20 protein-coding genes, 1 tRNA gene, 2 pseudogenes and 2 CRISPR repeat arrays (1 of these 25 only partly in view) are annotated in these 25,697 nt (G+C 73.0%); of the genes and pseudogenes, 9 read left to right on the top strand and 14 right to left on the bottom strand.

All coding sequences use genetic code 11. The features are described from left to right. Positions 1–4: 4 nt before the first annotated feature. Positions 5–3,325, top strand: coding sequence for an SAV_2336 N-terminal domain-related protein (locus ACZ4SV_RS07765; RefSeq protein ID WP_468002309.1), 3,321 nt, complete (start codon positions 5–7; stop codon positions 3,323–3,325). A 91-nt stretch (positions 3,326–3,416) separates the two neighbouring features. Here ACZ4SV_RS07765 and ACZ4SV_RS07760 read toward each other — a convergent pair whose 3' ends face one another. Beyond that, a complete protein-coding gene (locus tag ACZ4SV_RS07760) occupies positions 3,417–6,446 on the bottom strand; it encodes a carbohydrate binding domain-containing protein (protein ID WP_468002307.1) in 3,030 nt (1,009 codons plus the stop codon). Between the two features lie 367 nt (positions 6,447–6,813). Here ACZ4SV_RS07760 and ACZ4SV_RS07755 point away from each other — a divergent pair, with 367 nt between their 5' ends. After that, entirely contained in the window at positions 6,814–6,984 is a 171-nt protein-coding gene (locus tag ACZ4SV_RS07755; protein ID WP_468002305.1) for a hypothetical protein, read from the top strand. A 155-nt stretch (positions 6,985–7,139) separates the two neighbouring features. Here the strand turns inward: ACZ4SV_RS07755 and ACZ4SV_RS07750 are convergent, their stop codons facing one another. From ACZ4SV_RS07750 to ACZ4SV_RS07730, 5 genes and pseudogenes are all read right to left on the bottom strand, one after another. After that, complete coding sequence (locus ACZ4SV_RS07750) at positions 7,140–7,289, bottom strand: hypothetical protein (RefSeq protein ID WP_365871930.1); 150 nt, start codon at positions 7,287–7,289, stop codon at positions 7,140–7,142. Positions 7,290–7,420: 131 nt separating this feature from the next. Then, complete coding sequence (locus ACZ4SV_RS07745; RefSeq protein WP_468002505.1) at positions 7,421–7,948, bottom strand: NUDIX hydrolase family protein; 528 nt, start codon at positions 7,946–7,948, stop codon at positions 7,421–7,423. 16 nt (positions 7,949–7,964) lie between these two features. After that, positions 7,965–9,141: pseudogene (locus ACZ4SV_RS07740) on the bottom strand (amidohydrolase family protein). A gap of 2 nt (positions 9,142–9,143) precedes the next feature. Beyond that, positions 9,144–10,547: a type I glutamate--ammonia ligase gene (locus tag ACZ4SV_RS07735; protein ID WP_468002303.1), complete on the bottom strand. Its 1,404-nt coding sequence runs from the start codon at positions 10,545–10,547 to the stop codon at positions 9,144–9,146. 46 nt (positions 10,548–10,593) lie between these two features. Next, positions 10,594–11,400: an SAM-dependent methyltransferase gene (locus ACZ4SV_RS07730; protein ID WP_365871924.1), complete on the bottom strand. Its 807-nt coding sequence runs from the start codon at positions 11,398–11,400 to the stop codon at positions 10,594–10,596. A gap of 153 nt (positions 11,401–11,553) precedes the next feature. Between ACZ4SV_RS07730 and ACZ4SV_RS07725 the strand changes: the two genes are divergently transcribed. Then, positions 11,554–12,414 carry a Cof-type HAD-IIB family hydrolase gene (locus tag ACZ4SV_RS07725; protein ID WP_468002300.1) on the top strand — a complete coding sequence of 287 codons (861 nt, stop codon included), beginning with the start codon at positions 11,554–11,556 and terminating at the stop codon, positions 12,412–12,414. A 161-nt stretch (positions 12,415–12,575) separates the two neighbouring features. Here the strand turns inward: ACZ4SV_RS07725 and ACZ4SV_RS07720 are convergent, their stop codons facing one another. The 5 genes from ACZ4SV_RS07720 to ACZ4SV_RS07700 form a co-directional block, all read right to left on the bottom strand. Continuing rightward, complete coding sequence (locus ACZ4SV_RS07720; protein WP_468002298.1) at positions 12,576–13,385, bottom strand: SAM-dependent methyltransferase; 810 nt, start codon at positions 13,383–13,385, stop codon at positions 12,576–12,578. A gap of 66 nt (positions 13,386–13,451) precedes the next feature. Beyond that, a complete protein-coding gene (locus ACZ4SV_RS07715) occupies positions 13,452–14,099 on the bottom strand; it encodes an endonuclease (RefSeq protein WP_468002296.1) in 648 nt (215 codons plus the stop codon). 4 nt (positions 14,100–14,103) lie between these two features. Further along, positions 14,104–14,448: a DUF3140 domain-containing protein gene (locus tag ACZ4SV_RS07710; protein WP_365871916.1), complete on the bottom strand. Its 345-nt coding sequence runs from the start codon at positions 14,446–14,448 to the stop codon at positions 14,104–14,106. 107 nt (positions 14,449–14,555) lie between these two features. After that, positions 14,556–15,047, bottom strand: a complete 492-nt coding sequence (locus ACZ4SV_RS07705; RefSeq protein ID WP_365871914.1) for a Dps family protein — start codon at positions 15,045–15,047, stop codon at positions 14,556–14,558. Positions 15,048–15,168: 121 nt separating this feature from the next. After that, a complete protein-coding gene (locus tag ACZ4SV_RS07700; protein WP_468002294.1) occupies positions 15,169–15,978 on the bottom strand; it encodes an alpha/beta hydrolase in 810 nt (269 codons plus the stop codon). Positions 15,979–16,117: 139 nt separating this feature from the next. Here ACZ4SV_RS07700 and ACZ4SV_RS07695 point away from each other — a divergent pair, with 139 nt between their 5' ends. The 4 genes from ACZ4SV_RS07695 (at position 16,118) to ACZ4SV_RS07680 (ending at position 20,728) form a co-directional block, all read left to right on the top strand. Further along, positions 16,118–17,305 (top strand): thiolase family protein, encoded by a 1,188-nt coding sequence (locus ACZ4SV_RS07695; RefSeq protein WP_468002292.1) that lies wholly within the window; start codon positions 16,118–16,120, stop codon positions 17,303–17,305. A 74-nt stretch (positions 17,306–17,379) separates the two neighbouring features. After that, positions 17,380–18,888 (top strand): long-chain-fatty-acid--CoA ligase, encoded by a 1,509-nt coding sequence (locus tag ACZ4SV_RS07690; protein WP_468002290.1) that lies wholly within the window; start codon positions 17,380–17,382, stop codon positions 18,886–18,888. Between the two features lie 135 nt (positions 18,889–19,023). Next, positions 19,024–19,797: a sulfite exporter TauE/SafE family protein gene (locus ACZ4SV_RS07685; protein ID WP_468002289.1), complete on the top strand. Its 774-nt coding sequence runs from the start codon at positions 19,024–19,026 to the stop codon at positions 19,795–19,797. Between the two features lie 154 nt (positions 19,798–19,951). Beyond that, entirely contained in the window at positions 19,952–20,728 is a 777-nt protein-coding gene (locus ACZ4SV_RS07680) for a cobalt-precorrin-6A reductase (RefSeq protein ID WP_468002288.1), read from the top strand. A 17-nt stretch (positions 20,729–20,745) separates the two neighbouring features. Here ACZ4SV_RS07680 and cobF read toward each other — a convergent pair whose 3' ends face one another. Both cobF and ACZ4SV_RS07670 read right to left on the bottom strand, forming a co-directional pair. Beyond that, the gene (gene cobF, locus ACZ4SV_RS07675; RefSeq protein WP_468002286.1) at positions 20,746–21,519 is read right to left on the bottom strand and encodes a precorrin-6A synthase (deacetylating); all 774 of its coding nucleotides are present in this window, start codon (positions 21,517–21,519) and stop codon (positions 20,746–20,748) included. A gap of 182 nt (positions 21,520–21,701) precedes the next feature. Then, positions 21,702–22,208 (bottom strand): DUF309 domain-containing protein, encoded by a 507-nt coding sequence (locus tag ACZ4SV_RS07670; protein WP_365871900.1) that lies wholly within the window; start codon positions 22,206–22,208, stop codon positions 21,702–21,704. Between the two features lie 127 nt (positions 22,209–22,335). Here ACZ4SV_RS07670 and ACZ4SV_RS07665 point away from each other — a divergent pair. Beyond that, positions 22,336–22,409, top strand: a tRNA-Pro gene (locus ACZ4SV_RS07665). Between the two features lie 100 nt (positions 22,410–22,509). Here the strand turns inward: ACZ4SV_RS07665 and ACZ4SV_RS07660 are convergent. After that, positions 22,510–23,727: a tyrosine-type recombinase/integrase gene (locus ACZ4SV_RS07660; protein ID WP_468002284.1), complete on the bottom strand. Its 1,218-nt coding sequence runs from the start codon at positions 23,725–23,727 to the stop codon at positions 22,510–22,512. A gap of 895 nt (positions 23,728–24,622) precedes the next feature. On the opposite strand from ACZ4SV_RS07660, the pseudogene ACZ4SV_RS07655 reads away from it, so the two are divergent. Then, positions 24,623–24,981, top strand: a pseudogene (locus tag ACZ4SV_RS07655) (transposase); the annotation flags it as partial. 49 nt (positions 24,982–25,030) lie between these two features. Beyond that, a CRISPR array of direct repeats spans positions 25,031–25,547; the repeat unit is 29 nt; unit sequence GGGACCATCCCCGCGGGTGCGGGGAGCAC. A 74-nt stretch (positions 25,548–25,621) separates the two neighbouring features. Continuing rightward, positions 25,622–25,697: a CRISPR direct-repeat array (repeat unit 29 nt; unit sequence GGGACCATCCCCGCGGGTGCGGGGAGCAC); it runs 381 nt beyond the window's last position.

Here is a 25,697-nt window from a genome sequence, read left to right as displayed (position 1 = left end):
GGAGATGCTCCAGCGGCTGCTGAACGTCCTGGCGGACAGCGGAGCCGGCCTGTCGGGTGAGGAACTCCTCGACACCCTGTGGCTGGCCGCCCGGCTGCCGCCGGCGCCCGCCACCGCGCTGGCGCGGGCGGCCCGGACATCCGGCGACCCGCCGGACGAGGGCCCGCACGCGGGTGACCGGGCCGACGGGCCGCAGGACGCCGGCGACCGGAGCGTGTACGCCCGGCCGAGAGGCGCGTCCCCCCGCGCGCGCCGCGCCCGGGGCGCCCTGCACGGCGGCGCGGTTCCCGCCGCGGACCCCGGCCGGACGTCCGCCGTCCCTCCGGCGGCACCGGCCGTATCGGTCCGGTCCCCCGGCGAGAAGGCCCTCGGCACGGCGGAACTCGCCCTCGGCCGTGCGCTGCGTCCGCTGCGGACGCACCGGCCCGATCCGCGCCGCCCCGAGCTGGACCTCCCCGCAACGGTGCGGGCCGTCGCCGAGACCGGACTGCCCGACATCGTGCTGCGCTCCTCCGACGCGCAGGGACTGGATCTGGTGATCCTGGTCGACGACGGGGTGTCCATGCTTCCCTGGCAGCGCCTCGCCACCGAGATACGGCTGCTCATGGAACGCAGCGGCGCGTTCCGCCTCGTCCACACCTTCAGCCTGGACACCCGGGCCCCGGAGGGACCGCTGCTGGGCTACCGCCCCTTCGGCACGACTCCCGCCACCCTCCCGCCCTCCGCGGTCGCCGACCCCTCGGGCCGCACCATGCTGGTGGTGCTCAGCGACGGCGTGGGCCGGGCCTGGCGTGACGGCCGTATGCACCGGCTGCTCGGCCGGCTGGCCGCGGTGGGCCCGGTCGCCGTGCTGCACACGCTGCCCCGGCGGATGTGGGACGGCACCGGCATCCGGGCGGAGCACTGGCGGGTGACCACGCACCGCCAGACGTCGGCCAACGCCACCTGGCGCGTCACGGACCCGGTGCTGCCGCCCGCCCTGCGGCCGTTCGACGGCGTACCCGTCCCCGTCCTCGTCCCCGAGCCCGGCGCGGTGACCGCCTGGACCCGGCTCGTCGGCTCCACCGGCACGAGCGCGCTGCTGCCGCTGCTGGCACCCGTGCCCCGGCGCCCCCCGACCGACGCGCCGGGCGCCGCGCGGACCCGCGCCCCGCGGGAACCGTACGCCGAGGTGCTGCGCTTCCGTTCCTTCGCGTCGGCGGAGGCGTACCGGCTCGCGGCACACCTGGCGGCGGTCGCGCCGCTGCCCGTGCCCGCCATGCAGCTCGTACGGCAGGCACTGGGCGCCACGGTGGACCCGGGCCACCTGGCGGAGGTGTTCCTCAGCGGCCTGCTCCACCGCGTCGGCGACACCGACCGCCCGCCGCAGCAGTGGCAGTTCGACTTCGCCGAGGGAACGCGCCGGATGCTCCTGAGCGCGATACCGCCGCCCGAACTGGTGCGCACCACCCGGGCGGTCACCAGCCGGCTGGCCGAACTGGGCGGCGGCGCACCCACCTTCCTGGCCTGGCTGCCCCACCCGGACGGCCAGGACCACATCGCGGCCGGCCAACGGGCCCTGAGCTGGGTGGACCAGCGGGTGATGCGCCGGCTGGGGGTCCCGGTGCCGGACGCCCCGGCGCCCACGGCCGCGCCGCCGCGCTACGACCTCGCGATCCGTACGACGCACTCGCCGCCGACGCCGCCCGGCATGGCGGCGAAAGAGGTGGTGCTCCCCTGGGCGGCCGGTGAGGAGGCCGACCCGGCCGCCCTGACGACGGACGCGCTGCGGGCCGGCGCCCTGACCCCGGGCGACACGGCCGCGAAGATCGTGTTCGTGGCTCCGCCGGGACCGGCGGCCCTGCCGGTGTACACCGCGGTGGCCGGCTTCACCCACCGGTGGGTGGACGCCTACGCCAACGGAGACGTGCTCGACATGGCCGGTCTCCAGCTCTTCACGGCGGCCCTCGGCGACGTGGCGCGGCCCGCCGGGTTCCTGATGTGGGCGCAGGCCGGCGGACCGCCCGTGGACTGCATGCCCACCGTGCCCTTCTCCGGCGACCCGGACCGGTCGCCGGACGAGGTCACCGTGCGGACCGTGCGGTACGCGGCACGGCTGAGGATGGTTCCGCCGGACAGCGCGTCGGCCGCCCTGCGCATGCTGGCCAGGGTCGCGGCCCTGCGGGCCCGGGGAGACACGGCCTGGCGCCTGCCGGTGCTGTCCACCGGCACCGAGCCGCCGCCGGCGGGCAAGTCGACCCAAGGACAGGGCGTCGACCTGGAACTGATCAGGCAGGCCGCGGACCGGTACCGCAAGGAAGCGGTGAAGGGCGGCGAGACGGTGGAAGTGATACCCGCGCCACGGTTGTCCCCGCTCAACCGGCGCATCGCGGAGGCGAACGCGACGGACCCCGCCGCGCTGCTGCCCCGGCTCGGCGCCGTCACCGAGGACGGGGTGCGCTGGAGCTGTCCCCGCGACCGGGGCGACCACGCGGAGGCCGTCCTCAAGGTGGTCGCCTCTCGTGGGGCCGTCTCCTGCGCACACTGCTACCCGCGTGGGGTGGCGTTCGTCCGGCTGGTCGTGGACACCCTGGGCCTGACGCCCGACGAGGCCGCCGCGTTCATCCTGCACGACTCGGACGGCCCGGCGCCCGGCTCGGCGGTGACCGCCCGTGTCACCGCCCGGAGCCCGGAGGGGTACCGCTGCACCGTCCGCCATCCCGTGACCGGGCGGGTGGCCGAGGCGGTGCTGCCGGCGCGCGAGTCCGGCGAACTCAAGGACCGCCCGTCGCCGCGCCTGGCGACGGGAAACCGCGTCGTCGCACTGGTGGTGGAGGCGCGGGACGACACCCTGGTCCTGTCCCTCACCGCCGCCGGCCTGGTGGAGCGCGTCCTCGCCGGCTTCGTGCCCGAGCTGACCACCGGCGAGGTGGCGATCACCGGTATCGCCCGGGTCGCCGGAGCACTCACGAAGATCGCCGCCGCACCCACCCGGCCGGCGAACAGCGTCAGGGGAGCGTTCGTGGGACGGGGAGCCGAGCGGATCAAGGGCGCCCAGCGTCTGCTCTCCGGAGGGCTGACCCGGGAGAAACTGGAGGTCGTCGCCTACTCCAGCGATCAGCGTGTCCTGCTGGTCAACGCGCTCGTCTACGCGCAGCCGACCGGCCTCCTCGTCGACCGCCGGCGCGCGGTCGTCGCCGTACCGCCGCACCAGGTCCGCAGCGCCATCGGACGAGGCGGTCTGAACGCCCAGCTCGCCGGCCAGCTCACCGGCCTGTACGTGAAGATCGTGCCGGCGGGAAGCGACCTCCGCAGGGAGATGGACTCCGCCTTCGACGGCGAATAGGGCACCGCGCGAGGCCACTTGGGCTGGACCGCGCGTACTGGACGGCCGGTTCCCCGCGTGGAACGCGTCAGGGAACCGGCCGTTCAGGGTGCTACTTGAGGTACGGGCCGTCCGTGCCTATCTTGCCCGGAGCCGCGTTTCTGCCGCCGAGGTCGAGGACGTAGACGCGCAGGTCGCCCTTGCCGGGGGCGGTGACGGTCAGGGTGCCGTTCGTGACCTGCCTGACGTCGCCCGTGACGGCGTCCTTGTAGGTGCCGTTGGGGATGCCGGTGTAGGTGGCGCCGTCGGTGACGGCGACCAGCGCGAAGCTGTCCACGCCGGTGGCGGCGTCGGTGTAGCGGCGTTTGAAGTTCATGCCGCCGCCCGTGATGCCCTCGGTGGAGTACTGGCCCATCTGCAGGGCCGGGATGGCGCGGCGGATCTCGTTGAGCCGCTGGACGTGCTTGACCAGGGGCTGGGCCAGGGTGGTGGCGACCTCGCCGGTGGCGCTCGCGGCCTTGGAGAAGTCGGCGGCGGTGACCGTGCCTTGGAGGTGGTCGCCGTAATAGGCGCGGCCCGTGGTGGCCAGCGGGCAGCGGGGGCCGCAGTCGATGGTCTTGCCGGCCTGGAACTGGATCTCCGAGCCGTAGTAGAGGGTGGGGATGCCGCGGAAGGTCCACATCAGGGCCATGTTCTCGGCCCAGGCGTCCTGGCCGCCGGTGTAGCGCTCGCTGGACTTGTTGGGTCCGTAGTCGTGGCTGTCGACGTAGACGACGTTGTAGGTGGCGTCGTTGGTGGAGTCGTCGGAGTCCTTGCCGTTGTAGTACGCGTTGTGCGCGTCGCCGAAGTTCATGTGCATGCGCATGTCGATGATGTTCATGCCGGAGAACTTCGAGTGGTCGGGGGTGTGGTAGCTGTTGCCGTCGAGGAAGGCGTTGGCGGACGTGGGCTGCTGGCCGGTGCCGAGCTGCTCTTCGTAGGTGTACTGGTCGAGCGCGGCCTGCACGTCGTCGTCGGTGTACTGCTTGCGTTCCTTCCAGGTGTAGAACTGCGCGGAGTGGTTGACGGAGCCGCGGTTCCACTTGTCGTTGACGAAGGCGGCGACCTCGGCGAAGACGAAGAAGTCCCGGGCCTTGTCCGGTCCCCAGTCCTGGGCGACGCGCTGCTGGATGGCCGGCAGGAAGCGGCGGTTCCAGGTGACGCGGGGGACGTGGACGGCGGTGTCGACGCGGAACCCGTCGACGCCCATGTCGATGTACTTGTCGTAGGCGCCGATCAGGTAGTCCTGCACCTGGGGGCTCTCGGTGTTGAAGTCGGCCAGGTCGTCGGCGAGCCAGCAGGAACGGGAGTCCTCGCCCTCCCAGTTGCCGATCCAGCACTGGTGGTAGTACCGGGACGGGAACATGCCGCTGGTGGGGCTGGGCCACTGGCAGTTGTAGAGGGTGTAGCCCTCGGGGGACTTGGCGCCGGTGGGCTTGCCCCAGTTGAGGCAGGTGTTGCCGGACGGTTCGGCGGTCGACCACAGGTCGCCGTTGTAGTACGACTTGCCGGACTTCGGCTCGACGGTCAGGCCGTCGTACTCGAACCCGGGCTGCTTCTCGTCGTAGAACCAGGACCACTGGGAGTCGCGCACGCCGTACACGGTCGGCACGAACAGGCCCTTGGCGCCCCACCGGGAGCTGTGGTTGTAGACGACGTCCTGGTAGATCTTCATGCCCTTGGCGTGGGCGGCGTTGATCAGGTCCTGGTAGGAGGCGCCCGCCGACTCCAGCCGGGGGTCGACCTTGTAGAAGTCCCAGCCGTGGTAGCCGTGGTAGTCGTAGTCGGAGCGGTTGAGGACCACGGGGGTGATCCAGACGGCGGAGAAGCCGAGGGCCTTGATGTAGTCCAGCTTCTCGACCAGGCCCTTGAAGTCACCGCGGAACATGGGGTCGTTGCCGGCCGCGTTGCCGGAGGAGACGTGCTGGCTGCCGCCGCGGTCGTTGCCGCTGTCACCGTCGTAGAAGCGGGCGGTCAGCACGAAGTAGATGGGGTCCTTGCGCGGGTCGCCGCCGAGCATCGTGCCCTGTTCGGCCGGCGGTGGTGCCTGGCCGGTCGTCGCGACGGCGGGGGCGGAGGCGGCGGAGAGGTTGCCGGCCGCGTCGAGCGCCCTGACGGTGTAGGTGTAGGAGGTGTTCGCCTCCAGGCCGGATTCGCTGAGCACGGTGGAGCCGACGCTGGTGACCTGGGTGCCCTTGGTGCCGCCCGTGCGGGTCACCTGGTAGCCGGTGACGGCGGTGTCGTCGGTGGCGGGGTCCCAGGTCAGGACGACGGACGTGGCCGTGGCCGTGGCCTTGACGGCGGTGGGGACCGTGGGTGCCGTGGTGTCCGGCGTCTGGGACGCGCAGGGGTCGGTGGCGTTCTTGGTGACCGTCTTGTCCTTCACCGTGCTGACCCCGGTGGACAGCGCGTAGTTGGCGCCGTTGTTGTTGTCCCAGGTGCCGTTGCCGTTGTTGAAGGTGGCCGCCAGCCCGGCCGCGCCGCCGAGGTCCACGCTCTTCTTGAACCATCCCGGGCACGCCTGCTCCATGCCGGTGCCGGGCACCGGCGTCCACGCGCCGCCCGTGGGGGCGTAGTGCAGATTGACGGTGCTCCAGCCCACGGACCGCGCGTAGTAGAAGACGGTCGCGCCGGACGCGGAGGTGGGGGAGGGCGACGGGCCGGGGCCGCCGCTGTCGCCGCACGGGTCGCTGTGGGCGATGACGCCGTCCTTGACGGTGAGGGTGCCGGTGCCCAGGGCGTAGTTCTTGCCGCCGTTGTTGTCCCAGGTGCCGCTGCCGTCGGTGAACGTGGCCTGCCAGGTGGAGGCCGTGCCGAGGTCGACGGTCTTCTTCACCCAGTCCGTGCAGCCGGCCTCCATCGCGGTGCCGGGCACCTGGGTCCAGGCGGCCCCGTCGGGAGCGTAATGCAGGTAGAAGTGCGGCCAGTTGTGACTTTTGGTGGAGTAGTACACCGTCGCCGTGTGGCCGGCCTCGGCGGCGGCGGGCGCCGCGTCCACCGTACGGCCCGGCCGGGGCGCGGCGGACAGCAGACCGATCAGTACCGCGACGGCGGCCAGTGCCGCCCAGGGGCGTCTGAGTCGCCAGGGTGTGGTGCGTCTCATCGAGAACTCTCCCAGGGGTGTGCCGCGGCCGTGCGGCCGCGGTCTCCGACAAGGGGGACCCGTGGCGGGCGTCCCCGTGTGGATCTCCGCCGTGAAGCCCTGACGCGCCGCAGGACCGTGGCGATGCAGCGGCCCCCGGTGCTGAAAGTGGCACCGGAAACTTGCTGCAACTGTTTGCGCACCCGGAAGGTACTCGCTCGTTAAAGGGACGTAAAGAGTTCCGGCACGCCTCGCTGCGGCCGGGGCGGTGCGGGGGAGCGGGCGGCGCCGCGGCCGGCACCGGCGGACGGTATCCGCAGACCCACCCGCACCAGCTTGACCACCCGTTTCCGGGGAACCCGGCGAAGGGACGGAGGAGGTGGCGGAAATGGCCGACGACGAGTTCTATCAGCGCGACCGGCCGGAGGGCGCGAAACTCCCGGAGGACCGTCCCCGGGAAGGCGGGCTGCCGAGCCCCCACCGGGGTGGCAAAGGGATCTGGATCACCCTGGGCGTGGTGGCGGTCCTCATCATCATCTTCGCCCTGATCATGGTCTGACCAGACCTGATCGCCGCCTGATCAGGGCCCGATCCGGTCCGCCGCGACCTGGGCGAGGCGAGCCCGGGCCCCCATCTGCTGGGGGCCCGGGCCTTTCCGTCGGTCCGCCGTCGCCGAAGCCGCGCGCCTCGCCCCGGCGGGCCGCCGACCCGTCCCTACTCGGCGGACGTGTCCTCGGCGCCGGCGGAGCCGTCGTCCTCGGTGCTCTGCGACCGCGCGCCTTCCTCCTCCTCCGGCGGGACGTCCTTCTCGCCGGTGACCTGCTCCAGCGGGTGGGACGGCTCCTTCTCCTGCGCATCGCTCATGTCGACTCCTTCCGGGGCTGTAGGGCTGTGCGCTCCCGGGTTCCCCGGACGGACGGCCGTACGACCGTTTCGCCTCTTTTGTCGCGTCTGTCCAGTCGCCGGTCCAGGCGTCCCGCTCCGCGGGGCCCCGCTCAGAAGGTCAGGCCCACGTGTGCCAGGGCCTGCTTCAGCAGCGCCCCCTGCCCGCCCGGCATCTCGTTCTGCACCGCCGGGGACGCGGCCTCCTGCGGGCTGAACCAGACGAGGTCCAGCGCGTCCTGGCGGGGCCGGCAGTCGCCGGTCACCGGCACGATGTAGGCCAGGGACACCGCGTGCTGGCGCGGGTCGTGGTACGGCGTGACACCCACCGTCGGGAAGTACTCCGCGACCGTGAACGGCTGGAGGGAGGCGGGGATGCGGGGCAGGGCGACCGGGCCGAGGTCCTTCTCCAGGTGGCGCAGCAGCGCGTCGCGGACCCGCTCGTGGTGCAGGACCCGCCCGGAGACCAGGGCCCGGCTGACCGTGCCGTCCGGGCCGATGCGCAGCAGCAGCCCGATGCTGGTGACTTCACCGCTGTCGTCCACCCGCACGGGCACGGCCTCGACGTACAGGATCGGCATCCGGGCCCTGGCCATTTCCAGTTCGTCCGTGGTCAGCCAGCCGGGCGTGGTCTCGGTCATGTCAGACATTGCTTGATCATACGTTCCGGGTGGCAGGCCCGCCGGGATAGCGGTCCGGATCGGATACGGGCGGCCCGTACAGCCGGCGGGCGTTGTCGCGGCCCGTCCAGGCCGCGATCCGCAGGGCGTCGGGCAGGCTCAACTCGTCGGCGTCCACCCGGTCTTGCAGCAGAGCGGCGAGGCCCTGGCGGAAGCACAGGGCGCCCAGGTGGTGGAATTCGGCCACCCCGAAGGCGTCGGAGCTGTACAGCAGCTTGCGGAACGGCGTCACCTCCAGCGCCTCCTCCAGCACCGCCCGGCAGCGGGCCGGACCGGTGTAGTGCAGGGCGAGACCGACGTCCAGGTACACGTGCTCGAACACCGCGGCCAGCCAGGCGGCCTGGCGGTGGTACGGCCAGCAGTGCAGCAGCAGGACCGGGACCGTGCCGGCGGTCCGGTGCAGCCAGTCGGTGAGCAGCGCGGGATCGGCGCGGTGCAGCCGTACGTCCGCGTCGCCGAAGCCGGTGTGCAGTTGCAGCGGACGGCCCAGGCCGACGGCCGTCCACAGCAGGTGCCGTACCAGCACCGGGTCGGCGAGCCGGCCGCCGCGCGCCAGCCAGCGACGGGCCGCCTCGGTCACCTCCGCGTCCGTGGGGCGCTCCGGGTCCAGGGCGAAGCCCGTGCGGTAGGCCGCGACCGACTTCACCGCCGCCACGCCCGGCCGGCGCACGGCCTCCTCGGCGGCGGCGCGCAGCACGGCCGGGTTACTCGCCCGCCTCCACACCCCGCGCCGCCACCGTCTCGGCGAGCCGCTCCAGCCGTACGACCTCGCAGGCGGCGGCGCCGGCCGCGGCGGCCAGTTCCGCGGGGGTGGTGAGCGGGTACGGGGCGAAACCGGTGTCCACGCAGAACACCCCGGTCCCGGACGCGGTCAGGAACCTGCGGTTGACCTCCCGCCAGCCCAGCTCCGCGCGCCGGGCCAGATAGGCGGCGGGCGGGGCGTGCCGCGGCAGGTCCAGCAGCGGCGCGCAGTGGCGGCGCACGGCCACGCCGACGGGGCTGTCGAACGGGGAGACGCCGGGCCAGGCCGCGCCCTCGGTGATCAGGGACTCGAAGGCGCCGGCGTCCAGATCGGCGGTCACCGCGCCGTGGCAGTGGTGGTCCACCAGCGGCAGCGCGGCGAGCGCCTCGTGGACCGGTCCCGGTGCGCCCATGGTCAGTACGTCCACCGGTAGGCCGCCGCGAGCCGGGCGGGGGCGAGCCCCTCGACGGCCGCCGCCTCACCGAGCCGTACGGCGCTCACCGCGTCCGCGAGGACGGGGCCCAGCGCGGCCCGCAGCACCGGGTCCGCACGGAACTCCCCGACGGCCTCCGGCAGCGACCGCGGCAGCCGCCGCACGCCCAGCGCCGCCGCCTCCTCGGGGCCGTACCGGGCCGGATCACCGGTGATCTCCCCGGGCAGGGCGCGGGCCGCCGTGATGCCGTCCAGTCCGGCGGCGATCACGCAGCCGAGGGCCAGATACGGGTTGGCGGCCAGGTCGACGGGCTTGACCTCCATGTTGGCCTCCTGGTCCCGGCGGCCCGCCGTGCCGGTGACGATCCGTACGGCGGCCTCGCGGGTCTCCCGGCCCCAGGCGGTGAAGACGCCGGCCCACTGGGAGGGCTGGAGCCGCAGATAGCTGGCCGGGCTCGGCGCGGTCACCGCGGTCAGCCCGGGCAGATGGGCGAGGACACCGGCCACGAACGACTCCGCGGCGGCTGTCATGCCGTACCGGCCCGCGCCGCCGGCGTGCAGGTTCACCCCGTCGCGCCAGCAGGACAGGTGCAGATGGCCGCCGTTGCCGACGCCCTCGGGGAGGTAGGCGGGCGCGAAGGAGACCCGCAGCCCGTGCCGCTGGGCCACCGCCCGGATCGTCTGGCGCACCAGCACGCTGCGGTCGGCCGCCGCCACCGGGTCCAGCGCGCCCACGGAGACCTCGAACTGCCCGGGCGCGTACTCGGGGTGGAGCTGGTCCACGTCCACGTCCTGGGCGGCGAGCGCGGCCAGCAGATCGGCGGTGTAGTCGCTCAGCTCCACCTGGCGGGCCGCGCCGTACGCCGGCCCGGACACCGCCGGCACGAACTCGCCGGCGGGCGCCGAGCCCAGCCCGACGGCCCACTCGATCTCGACCGCCGCCCTGAAGGCGAGACCGTGCCGGCCGGCGGCGTCCGCGACGGTCCGGCGCAGGAAGGTCCGGGCACAGCCCGGGTGCCGCTCGCCCTCCTGCGTGATCCGGTCCACGGGCGCCCACGCCCAGCCGGGCTGCCCCGCCAGCGGCACGAGACGGTCGAGGTCGGGGTAGAGCCTGAGGTCGCCGTCGGGGGAGCCGAGCACGTCGGTGGTGACGACGGAGTCGTCCGCGAGGAACGTGTCGAACACCGGCGACATGCCGACACCCCAGGCCGCGGCCGCCGCCAGCCGGGCCGTCGGGACCGTCTTGACCCGGCAGACGCCCGCCGTGTCCACATAGGCCAGGACGACACCGCGCACGCCCCGCGCGGCCAGGTCCGCGGTGCGGGCCGAGGCCCGCGCCAGGTCGCCGGGCCGGCCGCCGGGCACGGGATCGGCAAGGGTGGTCATGCGTCCTCCTCGACGGGCCCGGCCGGCGGGGCGGCCCCGGCCGGGGTCAGGGTTTCACGGCGACCGCTCCGTACTGCGGCACCACGGCGGCCTCCGGCCCGGCGCGCCACTGCGAGCACGGCACCAGACCGGGCTCGACGAGGTCCAGACCGTCGAAGAACGCGGCGATCCCGGCCCGGTCGCGGCCGGTGATCGGCGGGGTGGCGTTGGCGTTCCAGAACTCCATCGCGGCGACGTTGCCCTGGCCGCCGGCCTCGGCGTCGTAGGTCGGGTGGGTCAGCACCAGGTGGCTGCCGGACGGGACCGCCGCCATGATCCGCCGCACGATGTCCCGGGCCTCCTCCGTGTCCAGCACGAAGTTGAGGATGCCCAGCATCATCACCGCGACCGGCCGGCCCAGGTCGAGGGTCTCGGCGGCGCCGCGCACGATGGTGTCCGGTTCGCGCACGTCGGCGTCGATGTAGTCGGTGACGCCCTCGGGCGAGCTGGTGAGCAGCGAGCGGGCGTGCACCAGCACGATCGGGTCGTTGTCGACGTAGACGATCCGTGACTCGGGCGCGACCCGCTGGGCTATCTCATGGGTGTTGTCGACGGTCGGCAGCCCGGTGCCGATGTCGAGGAACTGCCGTATCCCGCGCTCGGCGGTCAGGAACCGCACCGCCCGGCCCAGGAAGTCCCGGTCCGCCCGGGCCACCGCCCGGATCACCGGGAACAGCCCGGCGACATGCTCGCCGACCCGCTGGTCGACCTCGTAGTGGTCCTTGCCGCCGATCCAGTAGTTCCAAACCCGCGCGTTGTGCGCCACGCTGGTGTTCAGCCGCGCCGACTCGGCCGCGGTGTGACCCTCGCTCACCCTGTTCGCCCTTCTCACATGCGGTTCTCCGCCGTCATTGTGCCCCCCGGTGATCACGTTGTCCCGGAAAACGGGGCACCCGGGCGGTTCCGGGTCCGCCGGACGCGTGCGGAACACTGGACCGGTACCCGAACACCCGACCGGAAGCAGGACATGACCGCCACGCCCACGCCCACGCCCCTGCCCGACGCCCCCGCGCCGGACGCCGGCCCCGCCGACATCCGGCTGATCGTCACCGACCTCGACGGCACCCTGCTGGACGACGCCAAACGCATCCCCGGGGAACTGTGGCCGATGCTCACCGAACTGCGGCGCCGCGGTGTGCTGTTCAGCCCGGCGAGCGGACGGCAGTACGCGACCCTGCTCCGGCAGTTCGAGCACGTCGCCGAGGGCATGGTGTTCATCGCGGAGAACGGCACGTACGTGGTCCGCGACGGCGTGGAGCTGAGTTCCGACCCGATGGAGAAGTCCGTCGCGGCCCGGGTGGCCGAGACGGTACGGCGGCTGGCCGCGGGCGGCACGGACGTCGGCGCCGTCGTCTGCGGCAAGCACGCGGCGTACGTCGAGCGGACCGACGAGGCCTTCCTCGCCCAGGTCCGCACCTACTACGCCGAGCACCGGATCGTCGAGGACGTCACCGCCGTCGAGGACGAGGTGATCAAGGTGGCGCTGTTCGACTTCGGGTCCGTCGAGCACACCACCGCCCCGGCCCTCGCGGAGTTCGCCGCCACCCACCAGGTCGTCGTCACCGGCGAGCACTGGGTGGACGTGATGAACCGCACCGCCAACAAGGGCACCGCGCTGCGCGCCCTGCAGCGGGCGCTCGGCATCACACCGGCGCAGACCATGGTGTTCGGCGACTACCTGAACGACCTGGAGATGCTCGACGCGGCCGAATGGTCCTTCGCCATGGCCGGCGCCCACCCGGAGGCGATCCGCCGGGCCCGCCACCTGGCCCCGTCCAACAACGAGGCGGGCGTGGTGCGGACCATCGCGCGCGTGCTCGGACTGTAGGGCGCGGGCGGGCCGACGGACGGCGGCGCGGTGGCCACGGCTGGGGCGGCGCCGGGTCGGTGAGTACTGGGGGCCGCCGGGCCGGTGAGTGCTTGAGCGGCGCCGGGCCGTGAGTGCCGGGGCCCGCTGGGCAGGTGAGTGCCGGGGCGCCGCCGGGCCGGTCAGTGCTTGAGTGCCGCCGCGCCGTACAGGGAGACCGGGGCGCCGGCGGCCGGCGGCTCGTCGGGGCGCCAGTCCGCCACCGGCACGATGCCCGGCTCCAGCAGCTCCAGGCCCTGGAAGAACGCGCCCACCTCGGCCCGCGAGCGGGCCACCAGGGTCACTCCGCCCGCCGCGTAGGCGGCGATGCCCTGGCGTACGTTCTCCGGCTCGAAGTCGGCGGTCATGGTCGACAGCACCAGCGCGCTGCCCGGCGCCAGCGCGTCGACCAGCGTGGCCACCAGGTCGTGGGCGCCGTCGTCGTCGGCGACGAAGTGCAGCAGCGCGATCAGCGAAAGCGCCACCGGACGGCCGAAGTCCAGTACGCCGTAGGCCCGTTCGAGGATGGTGCGCGGATCGCGGGCGTCGGCCTGCACGTACTCCGTCACCCCCTGGGCGGTGCCGCGCAGCAGCGCGTTCGCGTGGGCCAGCACGATGGGGTCGTTGTCGACGTAGACCACACGGGCGTCCGGGGCCACGGACTGGGCGATCTGGTGCAGGTTGGGCTCGGTCGGTATGCCGGTGCCGATGTCCAGGAACTGCCGGATGCCGGTGTGGGCCAGCGCCCGCGTGGTGCGGCGCATGAACGCCCGGTTGGCGCGGGCGGTCCGCGGCGCGGCGCCCCCGTCGATCGAGGCGATCCGCCGGCCCAGCTCCTCGTCGACCGGATAGTTGTCCTTGCCGCCCAGGTACCAGTCGTAGACCCGCGCCGGATGCGGGCGGGTGGTGTCGATATCCTGGTTGTCCTGGATGTCCGTCCCGGTCCCCGTCACGCGCTGCTCCTCCGCCCGTCCGGTCCCGGCGGTCCGGCCGGGACGTGCGGCAGCAGTGTGACACGCTCACGCGGCGCGGCGCAGGCAGTCCTCGGCCAGCCGGGCGTCCAGCGCCGCCCGGACCAACGCGGCGGCCAGCACGGCCGGTTCGGTGTCCCCGGCCAGGCGGATCAGTTGCTCCGGATCCGTCGGCAGACCGAGCCGGCCGGCGCCGGACAGTGCCTTGCCGTCCAGGTACGGCGCGACGTCCGGCCACACCCGCTGCGCCTCGCGCAGGAAGATGCCGGCGCCGGCCGGCCCGATGCCCGGCGCCTCCTGGAGCAGCCGCTTCAAGGCGCCGGGGTCGCCGTCGGCCGCCCGGTGCAGCCGGCGCAGATCGCCGCCCCAGCGCTCGGTGAGCAGGACGGCGCCGTCGCCGAGCTGGGCGGACGTACGCTCGTCATAGCGGCGGTAGCCGGCCCGGCCGAGGGCTTCCACCCGTCGCCGCCGGCCGGCCTGCGCCATCCTGTGCGGACTGTCGAGACGGTCCTCGTGCAGCGCGCGGGCGGCGGCCACCGCGACCGAGGCCCGGATCCGGGCGCTCAGCAGCAGGGCCAGCACCAGCAGCCGGTACAGCGGCTGCGGGGTGTCCGTCAGACGGATGCCCGCCTCCTCGGCGTACGTCCGCCCGTGCGCGGACACCAGCGCGCGCAGCACCCGCGCGTCGCGGTCCATCGGCCTACGGCTTGAGCGGGTCGTGGCCCAGCGTCATCAGCCGGTGCCGGCGGCGGGTGTCCTCCGGCGTGCTCACCGGCGCGGGCTCGTCCTCCAGGTCCACCAGCTCACCGACCGTGTCGACGACCTGGTACATCACCCGGACGTCGGCGTCGGTGAGGTCGGTGCGGCGCTTCTGCAGGATCGCCAGGACGTGCTGCCCGGTGGACGTGCCCGCCTCTTCCGGCAGCGGTTCGCTCTCCTCGCCGGCGTCCCGGACCTTCAGCCAGGCCGCGAGTTCCGCCGACGTCATGTTCACCACGCGGTGGAAGTCCTCCCACAGCGCGTCGAGTTCGAGGGAGTCGGCCATGTGTCCCCTTCCGTGTGCGGGTGTGGACGTACGAATGCCGCGGACGTCCCGTCCCCGGTCTCCGGGTGCGGTCGGACGCCCCGTTCCCGGTGTGCGGCGCCGGTGTCCTAGCTCTCGGTGTCCTCGCGCGGGTGGTTCTCGGCCTCGAACATCCAGCGCTGCTTCTCCAGGTCGGCGGTGATGGCGATCAGCAGGTCCTGGGAGACCGGGTCGGCCTTCTCGGTCGCCTCGATCCGCTTGCGCAGCCGGGCGATGGCGGTCTCCAGGGACTCGACGATCAGCTCCACCACCTCGGTGTCGCGCAGCCAGCCGTCCTTGGTGCCGGACAGCGCATAGGTCGCGGCGATGGTCTCCGGCCGGCCGTCCGGCGACACGCCCAGCGCGGCGGAGCGCTCGGCGACCGTGTCGGAGTGGGCGCGGGCCGTGGCGACCAACTCGTCCAGCTGGAGGTGGATCGACCGGAACCGCGGGCCGACGATGTTCCAGTGCGCCTGCTTGCCGACCAGCGACAGGCCGAGCAGGTCGACCAGGGTCTCCTGCAAGGCGGTGCCGGTGACGCCGAGCGCTTCCTCGGGCAGTGTGCTCTTGACCACGGTCATGGTGTGCGGGTCCCCTTCCGTCATTTTCCGTCGATTTCCGTCAGTTTTCTGCGGTCATGTCCGGAAGGGCGGGTGCCCTGCGTGCCCGGGGGCAAACCGTGCAGGGAGGCGAACCCGCTGATCAGCGGGGCAGCACCCGGTCCAGGAAGGCCAGCACTTCGGCGTGGACCTGCTGCTTGCACGTCTCGTTGAACACCTCGTGCCGCGCGCCCGGGAAGATCCGCTCGGTCAGCCGGCCGCCGCTCAGCCGCTCCACCCCGGGCCGGCTCCCGGACAGCGGCACCACCCGGTCGTCGTCGCCGTGCAGCCACAGCAGCGGCAGGCCGCCCACCGGACCGCCCCGGGCCACGGTGTCCAGCGTCCGGACGAACGCCTGGAGCGTCGGCCGCTTCATGGGCCCGTGCCAGACCAGCGGATCGGCGGCGTAGGCGGCGCCCACGGCCGGGTCCCGGGAGAGCGCGGACGGGCTGAGCGGGGTGTCCGGGATGGCGTCCAGGGCCAGCAGCCGCCCCGGCAGCTCCCAGGCGCCGATCACCGGTCCGGACAGGATGAGCGCGCTCGGCTCGTCGCCGTACCGCTGGGCGTAGCGGGCCGCGATCAGCCCGCCCATCGAGTGGCCGACCAGGACCAGCGGCAGGCCGGGGTGCGCGGTCCGGGCGAGGTCCGCCGCCGCGTGCACGTCCGTGACCACGTCCTCGAAGTCCTCGATCAGCACCCGTTCCCCGGCCGAGCGGCCGTGTCCCATGTGGTCCGGCGCGTACACGGCGGCCCCGTGCCCGGTGAGCAGGGCGGCCGGCTCGTCGTACCGGCCGGCGTGCTCGCCGTACCCGTGCACCAGGAGGGCCGCGTAGCGCGGCCGCGGGTGCGGCCACTCGCGTACGGCGACGGCTCCGCGGGTGCCGTCGAGGGTGTGCTCGCGGACGTGGGGCATGTCTCCTCCGGGCGGCTCGGGAAGGTCCTGGGGGATCTTCCCAGCGGGGCGGGCGGAGGTCTATAGTCGAAAACTAGCAGTGCTAATTAATACTGCACCGGTCCGTGATCCACAGCGTCGTAGGTCAGGAGTCCCAGCCGTGCGTCCCGTCCATTTCGCGACCGCCCGCCGCACCCCCATCGGCAAGCTGCGCGGAGCCCTCGCCCCGGTCCGCCCCGACGACCTGGCCGCGACCGTGATCCGCCGCCTGGTGGCCGACGTGCCCGCGCTCGACCCGGCCCGCATCGACGACGTCTACTGGGGCGCCGCCAACCAGGCCGGCGAGGACAACCGGAACGTCGCCCGCATGGCCGCCCTGCTCGCCGGACTGCCCGACTCCGTGCCCGGCGCCACCGTCAACCGGCTGTGCGCCTCCGGGCTCGAAGCGGTCACCGCCGCCGCCCGCGCCATCGCCGCGGGCGAGGCCGACATCGTGATCGCCGGCGGCTCCGAGTCGATGAGCCGCGCCCCCTTCGTCCTGCCCCGGCCCGACGAGGCCCTGCCGCAGCGCCTGGAGACCTACGACACCCGGCTCGGCTGGCGGCTGGTCAACCCCGCCATGAAGGAGCTGCACGGCCTGCTCGCCATGGGCGAGACCGCCGAGGAGGTCGCCGCGCGCCTCGGCATCTCCCGCGCCCGGCAGGACGAGTTCGCGCTGCGCAGCCACCAACTCGCCGCCGAGGCCCGGAAGAACGGGTACTTCGACGACGAACTCCTGCCCGTCGAGCGCCCCGACGGCAGCACCGTCGAGCAGGACGAATGCGTCCGCGAGGACACCTCCCTGGAGAAACTGGCCCGCCTCAAGCCGGTGTTCCGCGCGGGCGGCACCGTCACGGCCGGGAACGCCTCGCCGATGAACGACGGCGCCGCCGGGCTGCTGCTGGTCAGCGAGGAAGCCCTGACCGAACTCGGTCTCACCTCCCTCGGCCGGTATGCCGCGGGCGCCTCCGCCGGCGTCCACCCCGACGTGATGGGCCTCGGCCCGGTCCCCGCCACCCGCAAGGTGCTGGCCCGGACCGGCTGGGACACCGGCGACCTCCAGGAGGCCGAACTGAACGAGGCCTTCGCCGCCCAGGCCCTCGCCTGCGTCGACGAACTGGGCCTCGACCCGGACCTGGTCAACCCGACCGGCGGCGCCATCGCCCTCGGCCACCCGCTCGGCTGCTCCGGCGCCCGCATCCTCACCACCCTGCTGCACCGCATGCGCCGCACGGGCGCGCGCCGCGGCCTGGCGACCATGTGCGTGGGCGTGGGACAGGGCACCGCGGTGCTGGTCGAAAGGGACTGACGCGTCCTCAACGGGGGCTCCCCGCACGGGGATCCGGTAGTACGAGCCGCAGCAAGGAAACGGAGCAGCACTCCATGGCAACCCTGTCCGTCGCCGCCATACTCGCCGAGAACGCCCGGCGCCGCCCCGCCAAGACCGCCCTGGTCGAGGGCGGACTGCGGCTCAGCTTCGCCGAGGTGTGGCAGCGAGCGCTGGCCCGGGCCGGTGCGCTCACCGGTCTCGGCGTACGGCCCGGCGACCGGGTCGCCCTGATGGCGCCGAACACCGCCGACTTCCCGGTCGCCTACTACGCGATCGCCGCGGCGGGCGGCGTCGTCGTCCCCGTGCACCTGCTGCTCTCCGCCGGCGAGGTCGAGCACGTGCTCAAGGACAGCGGGGCCGGGCTGCTGCTCGTCCACCCGGCCCAGGCCGCGACCGGCCGCGCCGCCGCGGAGGCGGCCGGCGTCCGGGTGATCACCCTGGGCGAGGAGCTGGACGAACGGGCGGCCGGCGCCGAGCCGCTGCCCACGTACGTCACCCGGGCCGCCGACGACCCGGCGGTGATCTTCTACACCAGCGGCACGACCGGAGTCCCCAAGGGCGCCGTCCTCAGCCACTTCAACCTGGTGATGAACGCGACCGTCAACGCCTTCGACGCCAACGACATCCGCCCCGACGACATCGCCCTCGGCGCGCTGCCGCTCTTCCACGCCTACGGCCAGACGGTCTCGCTCAACTCCACCTGGCGGGCCGGCGCCACGCTCGTGCTGCTGCCCCGCTTCGACGCGGCCCGGGCCATCGACCTGATGGTGCGGGAGGGTGTGAACACCTTCCACGGCGTGCCCACCATGTTCGTCGCCCTCACCGCGGCGGCCGCCGACGCCGGACACCTCCCCGAGCTGCGCGTGTGCGTCTCCGGCGGCGCCTCGCTCCCGGTCGCCGTGCTGGAGCGGTTCGAGGCCGCGTTCGGAGCGAAGATCTACGAGGGGTACGGGCTGTCGGAGACCTCACCGTCCGCCACCGTCAACCAGCCGGTCTTCGGCACCAGGGCCGGCACCATCGGCCACCCGCTGTGGGGCATCGACGCGGAGATCGCCCGCTCCGAGACGGAGGGCCGGATCGAACTGCTGCCGCCCGGCGAACTGGGCGAGGTCGTCATCCGCGGCCACAACGTCTTCTCCGGCTACCTCGGCCGGCCCGAGGCCACCGCCGAGGCCCTGGTCGACGGCTGGTTCCGCACCGGCGACCTCGGCGTCAAGGACGACGACGGCTTCCTGCGCATCGTCGACCGCAAGAAGGACATCATCATCCGCGGCGGTTACAACGTCTACCCGCGCGAGGTCGAGGAGGTCCTGATGCGGCACCCGGCGATCGCCCAGGTCGCCGTCATCGGCCTGCCGGACGAACTGCACGGCGAGGAGGTGTGCGCCGTCGTCGTCCCGGCCCCGGGCACCGCCCCCGACCCCGCCGCGCTCACCGAGTGGTCCAAGGAGCACCTGGGCCGGCACAAGTACCCGCGGCGCGTGGAATTCACGGACGCGCTGCCGCTCGGCCCGAGCATGAAGGTGCTCAAGCGGGAACTGCGGGCGCGGTACGCGGGCTGACGGGGCGCGCCGGTTTGCGCGGATGGTGTGGCGTCTGTGCCGGTCGGGGTGTGCGTCGGCTCGTGCGGCCGACGTGACCGACCGGCGAGACGGTGCTTACGGCCACCTATGCATGCGCATAGCATCGGTCTCCGCATGAACACGATGACGCTCTGGCACATATCCGGCTGGGAGTTCGCCGCACTCGCCCTCGCGGCCCTGCTCGTCGGCTTCTCCAAGACCGCGGTCAGCGGGGCCAACACGGTCAGCCTCGCCGTCTTCGCGGCGGTGCTGCCCGCCCGCGCCTCCACCGGCGTGCTGCTGCCGCTCCTGATCGTCGGCGACGTCCTCGCCGTGCTCACCTACCGGCGGCACGCGCACTGGCCCACGCTGTGGCGGCTGTTCCCGGCCGTGGCGGCGGGCGTGGTGGCCGGCACCCTGTTCCTGGTGTGGGCCGGCGACGGCATCGTCCGCACCTCGATCGGCGCGATCCTGCTGCTGATGGCCGCGGTGACGGTGTGGCGCCGGCGGACGGCCGAGACCCCGCGGGCGCCGGAGGCGGTGACGACCGGCGCGGGCCGGATGAGGGCCCGCTCCTACGGCGTGCTCGGCGGCTTCACGACGATGGTCGCCAACGCGGGCGGGCCGGTGATGTCGCTGTACCTGCTGTCCGCCGGCTTCCGGAAGCTGGGCTTCCTGGGCACCTCGGCGTTCTTCTTCCTGATCGTGAACGTCTCCAAGGTGCCGTTCAGCGCGGGCCTGGGCCTGATCGACGGACACTCCCTGCTCCTTGACGCCGCCCTCGCGGTGTTCGTCGTGCCCGGTGCGTTGATCGGCAAATGGGCTGTGAGCCGGATCAACCAGCGACTCTTCGAACAACTCGTGATCGCGGCGACCATCGTGGGCGGCCTGCAACTGCTGCTCCACTAGAGCGCGCGGTGGCCCACGGAACTCCCGGGCCCGGCCGTACCGACCCGGACGGGCGACGGCCGCCCGCGAAGCTCCGTGGCTTACGGAACCCCCTGGCCCAGCCGTACCGACCCGGAGGAGCGACGGCCGTCCGCGACCTCGTACGCTCACCCCCATGTCCCCGCATGTGCTGATCCTCGGCGGCACCACCGAGGCCCGCTGCCTCGCCGCCGGACTCGCCGCCCGGCCCGGGGTCCGGGTCACCACCTCGCTCGCCGGCCGGGTGACCCGACCCGGCGCGCTGCCCGGCGAGGTGCGGACCGGCGGCTTCGGCGGGCCGGACGGCCTGGCGGACTGGCTGCGGGAGAACCGGGTCGACGCCCTGGTGGACGCCACCCACCCGTTCGCCGAGACGATGACCGGCCACGCGGCCCGCGCGGCCCGGAGCACCGGTGTCCCGGCGGTGGTCCTGCGCCGCCCCGGCTGGCGGCCGGGCCCCGGCGACCGCTGGTACGACGTCCCGTCCCTGGCCGGGGCCGCCGAGGCGCTGCCCGGTCTCGGCCGCCGGGTGTTCCTGACCACCGGGCGCCTCGGCCTCGCCGCCTTCGCGGGGCTGACCGGCCTGCGCTTCCTCGTCCGGTCGGTGGAGCCGCCCGAGCCGCCGCTGCCGCCGGACACCCGGGTGATCCTGGCCCGCGGCCCCTTCACGGTCCCGGACGAGACGGAACTCCTGCGCGCGCACCGGATCGACGTCCTGGTCACCAAGGACAGCGGCGGCGAGGCCACCGCCGCGAAACTCACGGCCGCGCGCGACCTCGGCCTGCCCGTCCTGGTCGTCCGCCGGCCCGCGCTCCCGGACGGGGTACGGGCGGTACCCGGCGTAACGGAGGCGCTGGCCGCGCTGGAGCGGCTGGGCGTACTGGAGCAGCCGGACGGACCGTCCCTGCTCTGATCCCCGCCCCTCGGCGGTCAGTCCTCCGCGCGATGCCTGCGCAGCAGATACGTGTCCATGATCCAGCCCTTGCGCTCCCGCGCCTCGGCCCGCAGCCGTTCGATGCGCGGGGCGGCCTCGGCGACCGGACCGGACACGAGGATCTCGTCCGGCGTGCCGATGTAGGCGCCCCAGTAGATGTCCATGTCCTCAGCCGCGAACCGCCGGAACGCCTGGTGCGCGTCCAGCATCACGACCACGTCGTCCACCCCCTCCGGGAAGCCCTCGGCCAGCCGCCGGCCCGTGGTGATCTGCACCGGCCGGGCGACCCGGTTCAGCCCCGTGCGGTGCCGGGCTACCAGGGCGGAGACACTGCTGATGCCGGGCACCACGTCGTACGTGAACTCCACCGCGCCCCGCTCCAGCACCTCCTCCAGGATGCCCAGCGTGCTGTCGTACAGCGCCGGGTCCCCCCACACCAGGAAGGCGCCCGTGCCGTCCTCGTCCAGCTCGCCGGCGATCAGCCCCTCGTAGATCCCGGCGCGGGCGCTGCGCCAGTCCCCGACGGCCGGGGAGTACGCCGCACCGCCCGCCGCGCGGTCCCGCTCCGGGTCCCGGGCCTCCACGACCCGGTACGATCCGGCCGGCAGATGCGCGTCCAGCATGTCCCGGCGGAGCTGGGTCAGGTCGCTCTTCACCTCGCCCTTGTCGAGCAGGAAGAACACGTCCGTGCTCCGCAGCGCCTTGACCGCCTGCAAGGTGAGCTGGTCGGGGTCGCCCGCGCCGATACCGATGACATGAATCTTTCGCACGCCCCGAGTCTGCCGCATGCCACTGACAGCGCGTCCACCGCCTCCGCACACCGAGCGACGAGCACCGCTCGCGCGGCCCGCGAGGACACCCCGGGAAACCCCTGACCGTGCGCCCACGGCCCGGCACCCGGGCCAACGCCTTCTGTGCCCCGTTCCCGCGGCTCCCGATCCCCCGCCCTCGCTCAGGGACCCAGTCGGGGCGCCTCGGTCCTCGCGTCGACCGGGTCCGGGTCCCGTTCCACCCGGTCGGCCAGCTCCCGGGCCCACCGGGTGAGTCCGGGCAGGTCGAGACCGTACGGCCGGTCCTCGCCCCGCGTGGCCGCCCACTCCTCGACCGCGCCGGCGCCCCGCCGGAGCAGCCGGGCGCCGCCGACGGCGTTCCCCCGGGCCGCGTGGGTGAGCCCCACCGCCAACTGGGCCAGCCCGCGCCACAGCGGGCGCTCCTCCTGCGGGCCCGACTTCCAGGCGTCCTCGAAGACCTCGTGCGCGTGGAAGGGCCGCCCGGCCGCCAGCAGCGTCTGCGCCTCGCCGACCGTCTCCAGCGGCGCCCGCAGGATGCCCTCCGGCTGCCGGGGGACGCCCTGCGCGCCGTACGGCAGCGGGCGTCCCAGCCCGTCCCGCGGCCGAGCGCTCCGGGCCCGCCCGGCCATGTCCCGGTCCCTGGCATCCGATGTGCCCGCGTTCGTCATACCGCCGATTGTCCCCGCTCACCCGGCATCCCGCCGCACCCTCAGCCCGGGTCCCCTTCGGTGCACGCCCCGGCGTGGGGTAAAGTGCTGTTCGCACGATCTCGCGGGGCACCGCGGGTGAGCGCATCGGGACGTGGCGCAGCTTGGTAGCGCACTTGACTGGGGGTCAAGGGGTCGCAGGTTCAAATCCTGTCGTCCCGACTCGTGAGAGTCGCAGGTCAGGGCCGGTTTCGGAGCAATCCGAAACCGGCCCTCGGCCGTTTTTGGGGACCAGTTGGGACCAGTGCGCCCTTGACCGGTGTCAGCGGGTCATGACGATCGGGCCCGGGAGCGAGCGGGGAGCGCGGACCGCGTTGAGGTGTGCGGAGAGTGCTGCGCCGGCGGCCGTGATCTTGTGGACGTCGGGGTGGAGGTAGCGCTGGGTGGTCATGAGGGAGCCGTGGCCGGCGAGGCGTCGCAGGACGTGGACGGGGACTCCCGCGTCGGCGAACCAGGTGAGGCCGGTGTGCCGGAGGTCGTGGCGGCGCAGGTGTTCGTAGCCGAGCCTGATGACCACGTCGTCCCAGTGGGTGGCGTCGCGCAGGACGGCGGTGGAGATGCGTCCGCCGCGCGGGCCGGTGAACAGGCGGACGTCGGGGTCGGGGCCGGCGGACAGGACGCGCTGGGCGACCAGGGGGCGGATTTCCTCGATGATGGGGACCTTGCGGGCCCGTTTGCCTTTGGTGCCTTTGTCGGTCAGGCCGCCGGGTGCGGGTGTGGTCTGGCGGCGTACGGTCCAGATCCACTGGTGGGTGTCGATGTCCTGGATGCGGCAGCCTGAGACTTCGCCGATCCGGGCGGCGGTGCAGGCGGCGAAGACGACGACGTCTCCCCAGCCGCGGTACTGGTCGTGGGAGGCGGCCACGAGCGCGTCGGCCAGCTCGATGAGGCTGTCCCAGTCTGGCAGGGCGAGGGCGCGCGGATTACGGAGTTCGTCCTCGGCCTGTTTGTAGAGCTTCTGCCAGCCGGTCACGCGGGCGGGGTTGACGGTGATGATGCCGTCCCGGACGGCCTGTTCCATGACGCGGACCAGCACGGCGATGGTGTTCTTGACCGTTGAGCGGCTGTGCTCGTCGGCGATCCAGTTCTGCACGGTCCGGTCGACGACACCGTTGGTGATCAGCCGCACGGTGAGGTGGCCCAGTGCGGGAACGACACGCTTTCGCCACCCCGCGAGGTAGGGGTCGAGTGTCTTCAGCTCCAGGCCGCGCAGCGCGAGGTCCATGTTCGCTTCGCCGTATTCGGCGAGCGTCATGGTGGCGGTCGACGGGGTCAGGCCGGCTTGTGCGGCCTGGATGATGGCCTGGAGCCACTCCTGCGCTTCTTCTTCGCTGTTCTTTCCCTCGGACAGTGACTGACGGCGTTTGGTGGTGGGGTCCCACCATCGGACGCGCGCCCGGTACGGTGCGGGGTGGTCGGGGCGGTGTTCGATGTCGGTGGAGATCCGGATGCCGACGGCGATGTTGGTCCTATCGGCCATGGATCCCCTTGGTGGGGGTGGTGCGGCGGCTGCGCAGCCATTCCTCGACATCGAGGGCGCTGTACATGACGACACGTTCCGAGAGAGCGACGAACGGCGGCCCTTGGGGAGGCTGGGCGGTGCGCCATCGGCGCAGTATCGAGGCGTCCACCCGGAGACGAGCGGCCAGGTCGCTGGTCGAGTATCAGGTATTGGTCAGGAGGGGAGCTTGGTCATCGGCCGGGACGGCATGCCGGCCGGGAGATGCGGGTTGTGCTGTGGGCTTCTTCTCACGATGGTGTTCGGCGTTGGTACTTGTTGCTATCGGGGCAGACAAGTGCGGGCAATCTCCGGGCAGTACGGAGCACCAGGCGGATGGGTGGAAGGCTTCGGATGCGGGCGACGCGCTCCGGGAACGGAGGCTTGCCGCGCCCCCGGCAGCAGCGCTGATGTCGGTCACCACACTCGCGGTTGGTCTCCGAAACGGGCGTTGACCAGATAATCGTCTCCGGATAAGCCGGTTTGGCTAACCGGCGATCGCGGGCTATGTTGCCCGGCTGACGCGACGTGACGGGGCGTGAAGAGCCAGCCGCTGCGCGCTTCGATCAACCTGTTTCCGATGACGCATCATGTGGAGTGCGTCGCCGTCTCGAACCGGCCGCGAAGGGGTCCTGACCTGCGCTTTTGCCGGTGCGCATTATGTGCGGTGTAAGCGTTATGGGTGTTATCGTGACGCATCATTTGATGCTCGTTCTGATGGAATGTCAGACACCTTGTCGGGCAGGTCAGACCCTGTCGAGGCGGCGAGCGTCGATGGGGCGCCGAGGACAGGCGACGCTGAGCGCAGACCTACTGAGTTGTGCTGATCAGGAAGTCCCAGAAAAGTCCCAGGGGGACTCCCGCTGCTGACGGGTGTCTGTCGGCTCTATACGGCAGTACGGGCTCGTCGATCGACCACCTCGGCCCGTCGCTCGCGCTCCAGCACCGCAAGCGGTTCCGCAAGGACACCGTGCTCATCGTGGACGGCACCCTCGTGCCCACCCGTGATCACCAAGTCGCCGAGCAGTCCAAGAACTACCGCTACTCCACCAACCACCAGGTCGTCATCGACGCCGACACTCGGCTCGTCGTCGCCGTCGGCCGGTCACCGGCAGCCGCAACGACTGCAATTCCAGCGCGAAGGACGCCGTCGGCCGCACCACAGTGATCGCCGACGGCGGCTACCGCGGCACCGGCCTGGTCATCCCGCACCGCCGCGACCCCGGGCAGAGCGAAGCCTGGGCGGGGAGCAGATCAGGCCGGTGTCGATGGTCGGGTAGGCGCCGGGACCATCCCCGCGGGTGCGGGGAGCACAGGCGGTGAGCACGCCGGGCGGTCTGCCCATGGGGACCATCCCCGCGGGTGCGGGGAGCACGCCGGTGACCGACGTCGTACCGGCCTAACTCGGGGACCATCCCCGCGGGTGCGGGGAGCACAGTCGCTTCCCATACCTGCTGATGCTCCCTGGGGGACCATCCCCGCGGGTGCGGGGAGCACAAGAACCTCCGGCAGGAGGGCGGCGACTTCGTGGGACCATCCCCGCGGGTGCGGGGAGCACGTACGCCTCCACCGTGATCCTGCTGCCACCGAGGGACCATCCCCGCGGGTGCGGGGAGCACCGATCGGCGTCGGCGATCAGCTGGGGGTAGTGGGGACCATCCCCGCGGGTGCGGGGAGCACGGCTTCGACTTCCGTGAGGCGGCAGGCCAGATGGGACCATCCCCGCGGGTGCGGGGAGCACACACCGTCAGGTAGGCGTCGATGTCTACGAGCGGGACCATCCCCGCGGGTGCGGGGAGCACAAAACCACCGTGATCAGGGCCAGGTAGGCCACGGGACCATTTCCGCGGGTGCGGGGAGCACTCACCGCGGCCACCGGGACCATCCCCGCGGGTGCGGGGAGCACCTGCTCCGACCGGGAGGGCCGACAATCCAGTGGGGACCATCCCCGC

Source organism: Streptomyces sp. NPDC027672 (assembly GCF_055566335.1).
This window is presented reverse-complemented; position numbering and strand designations above follow the sequence as displayed.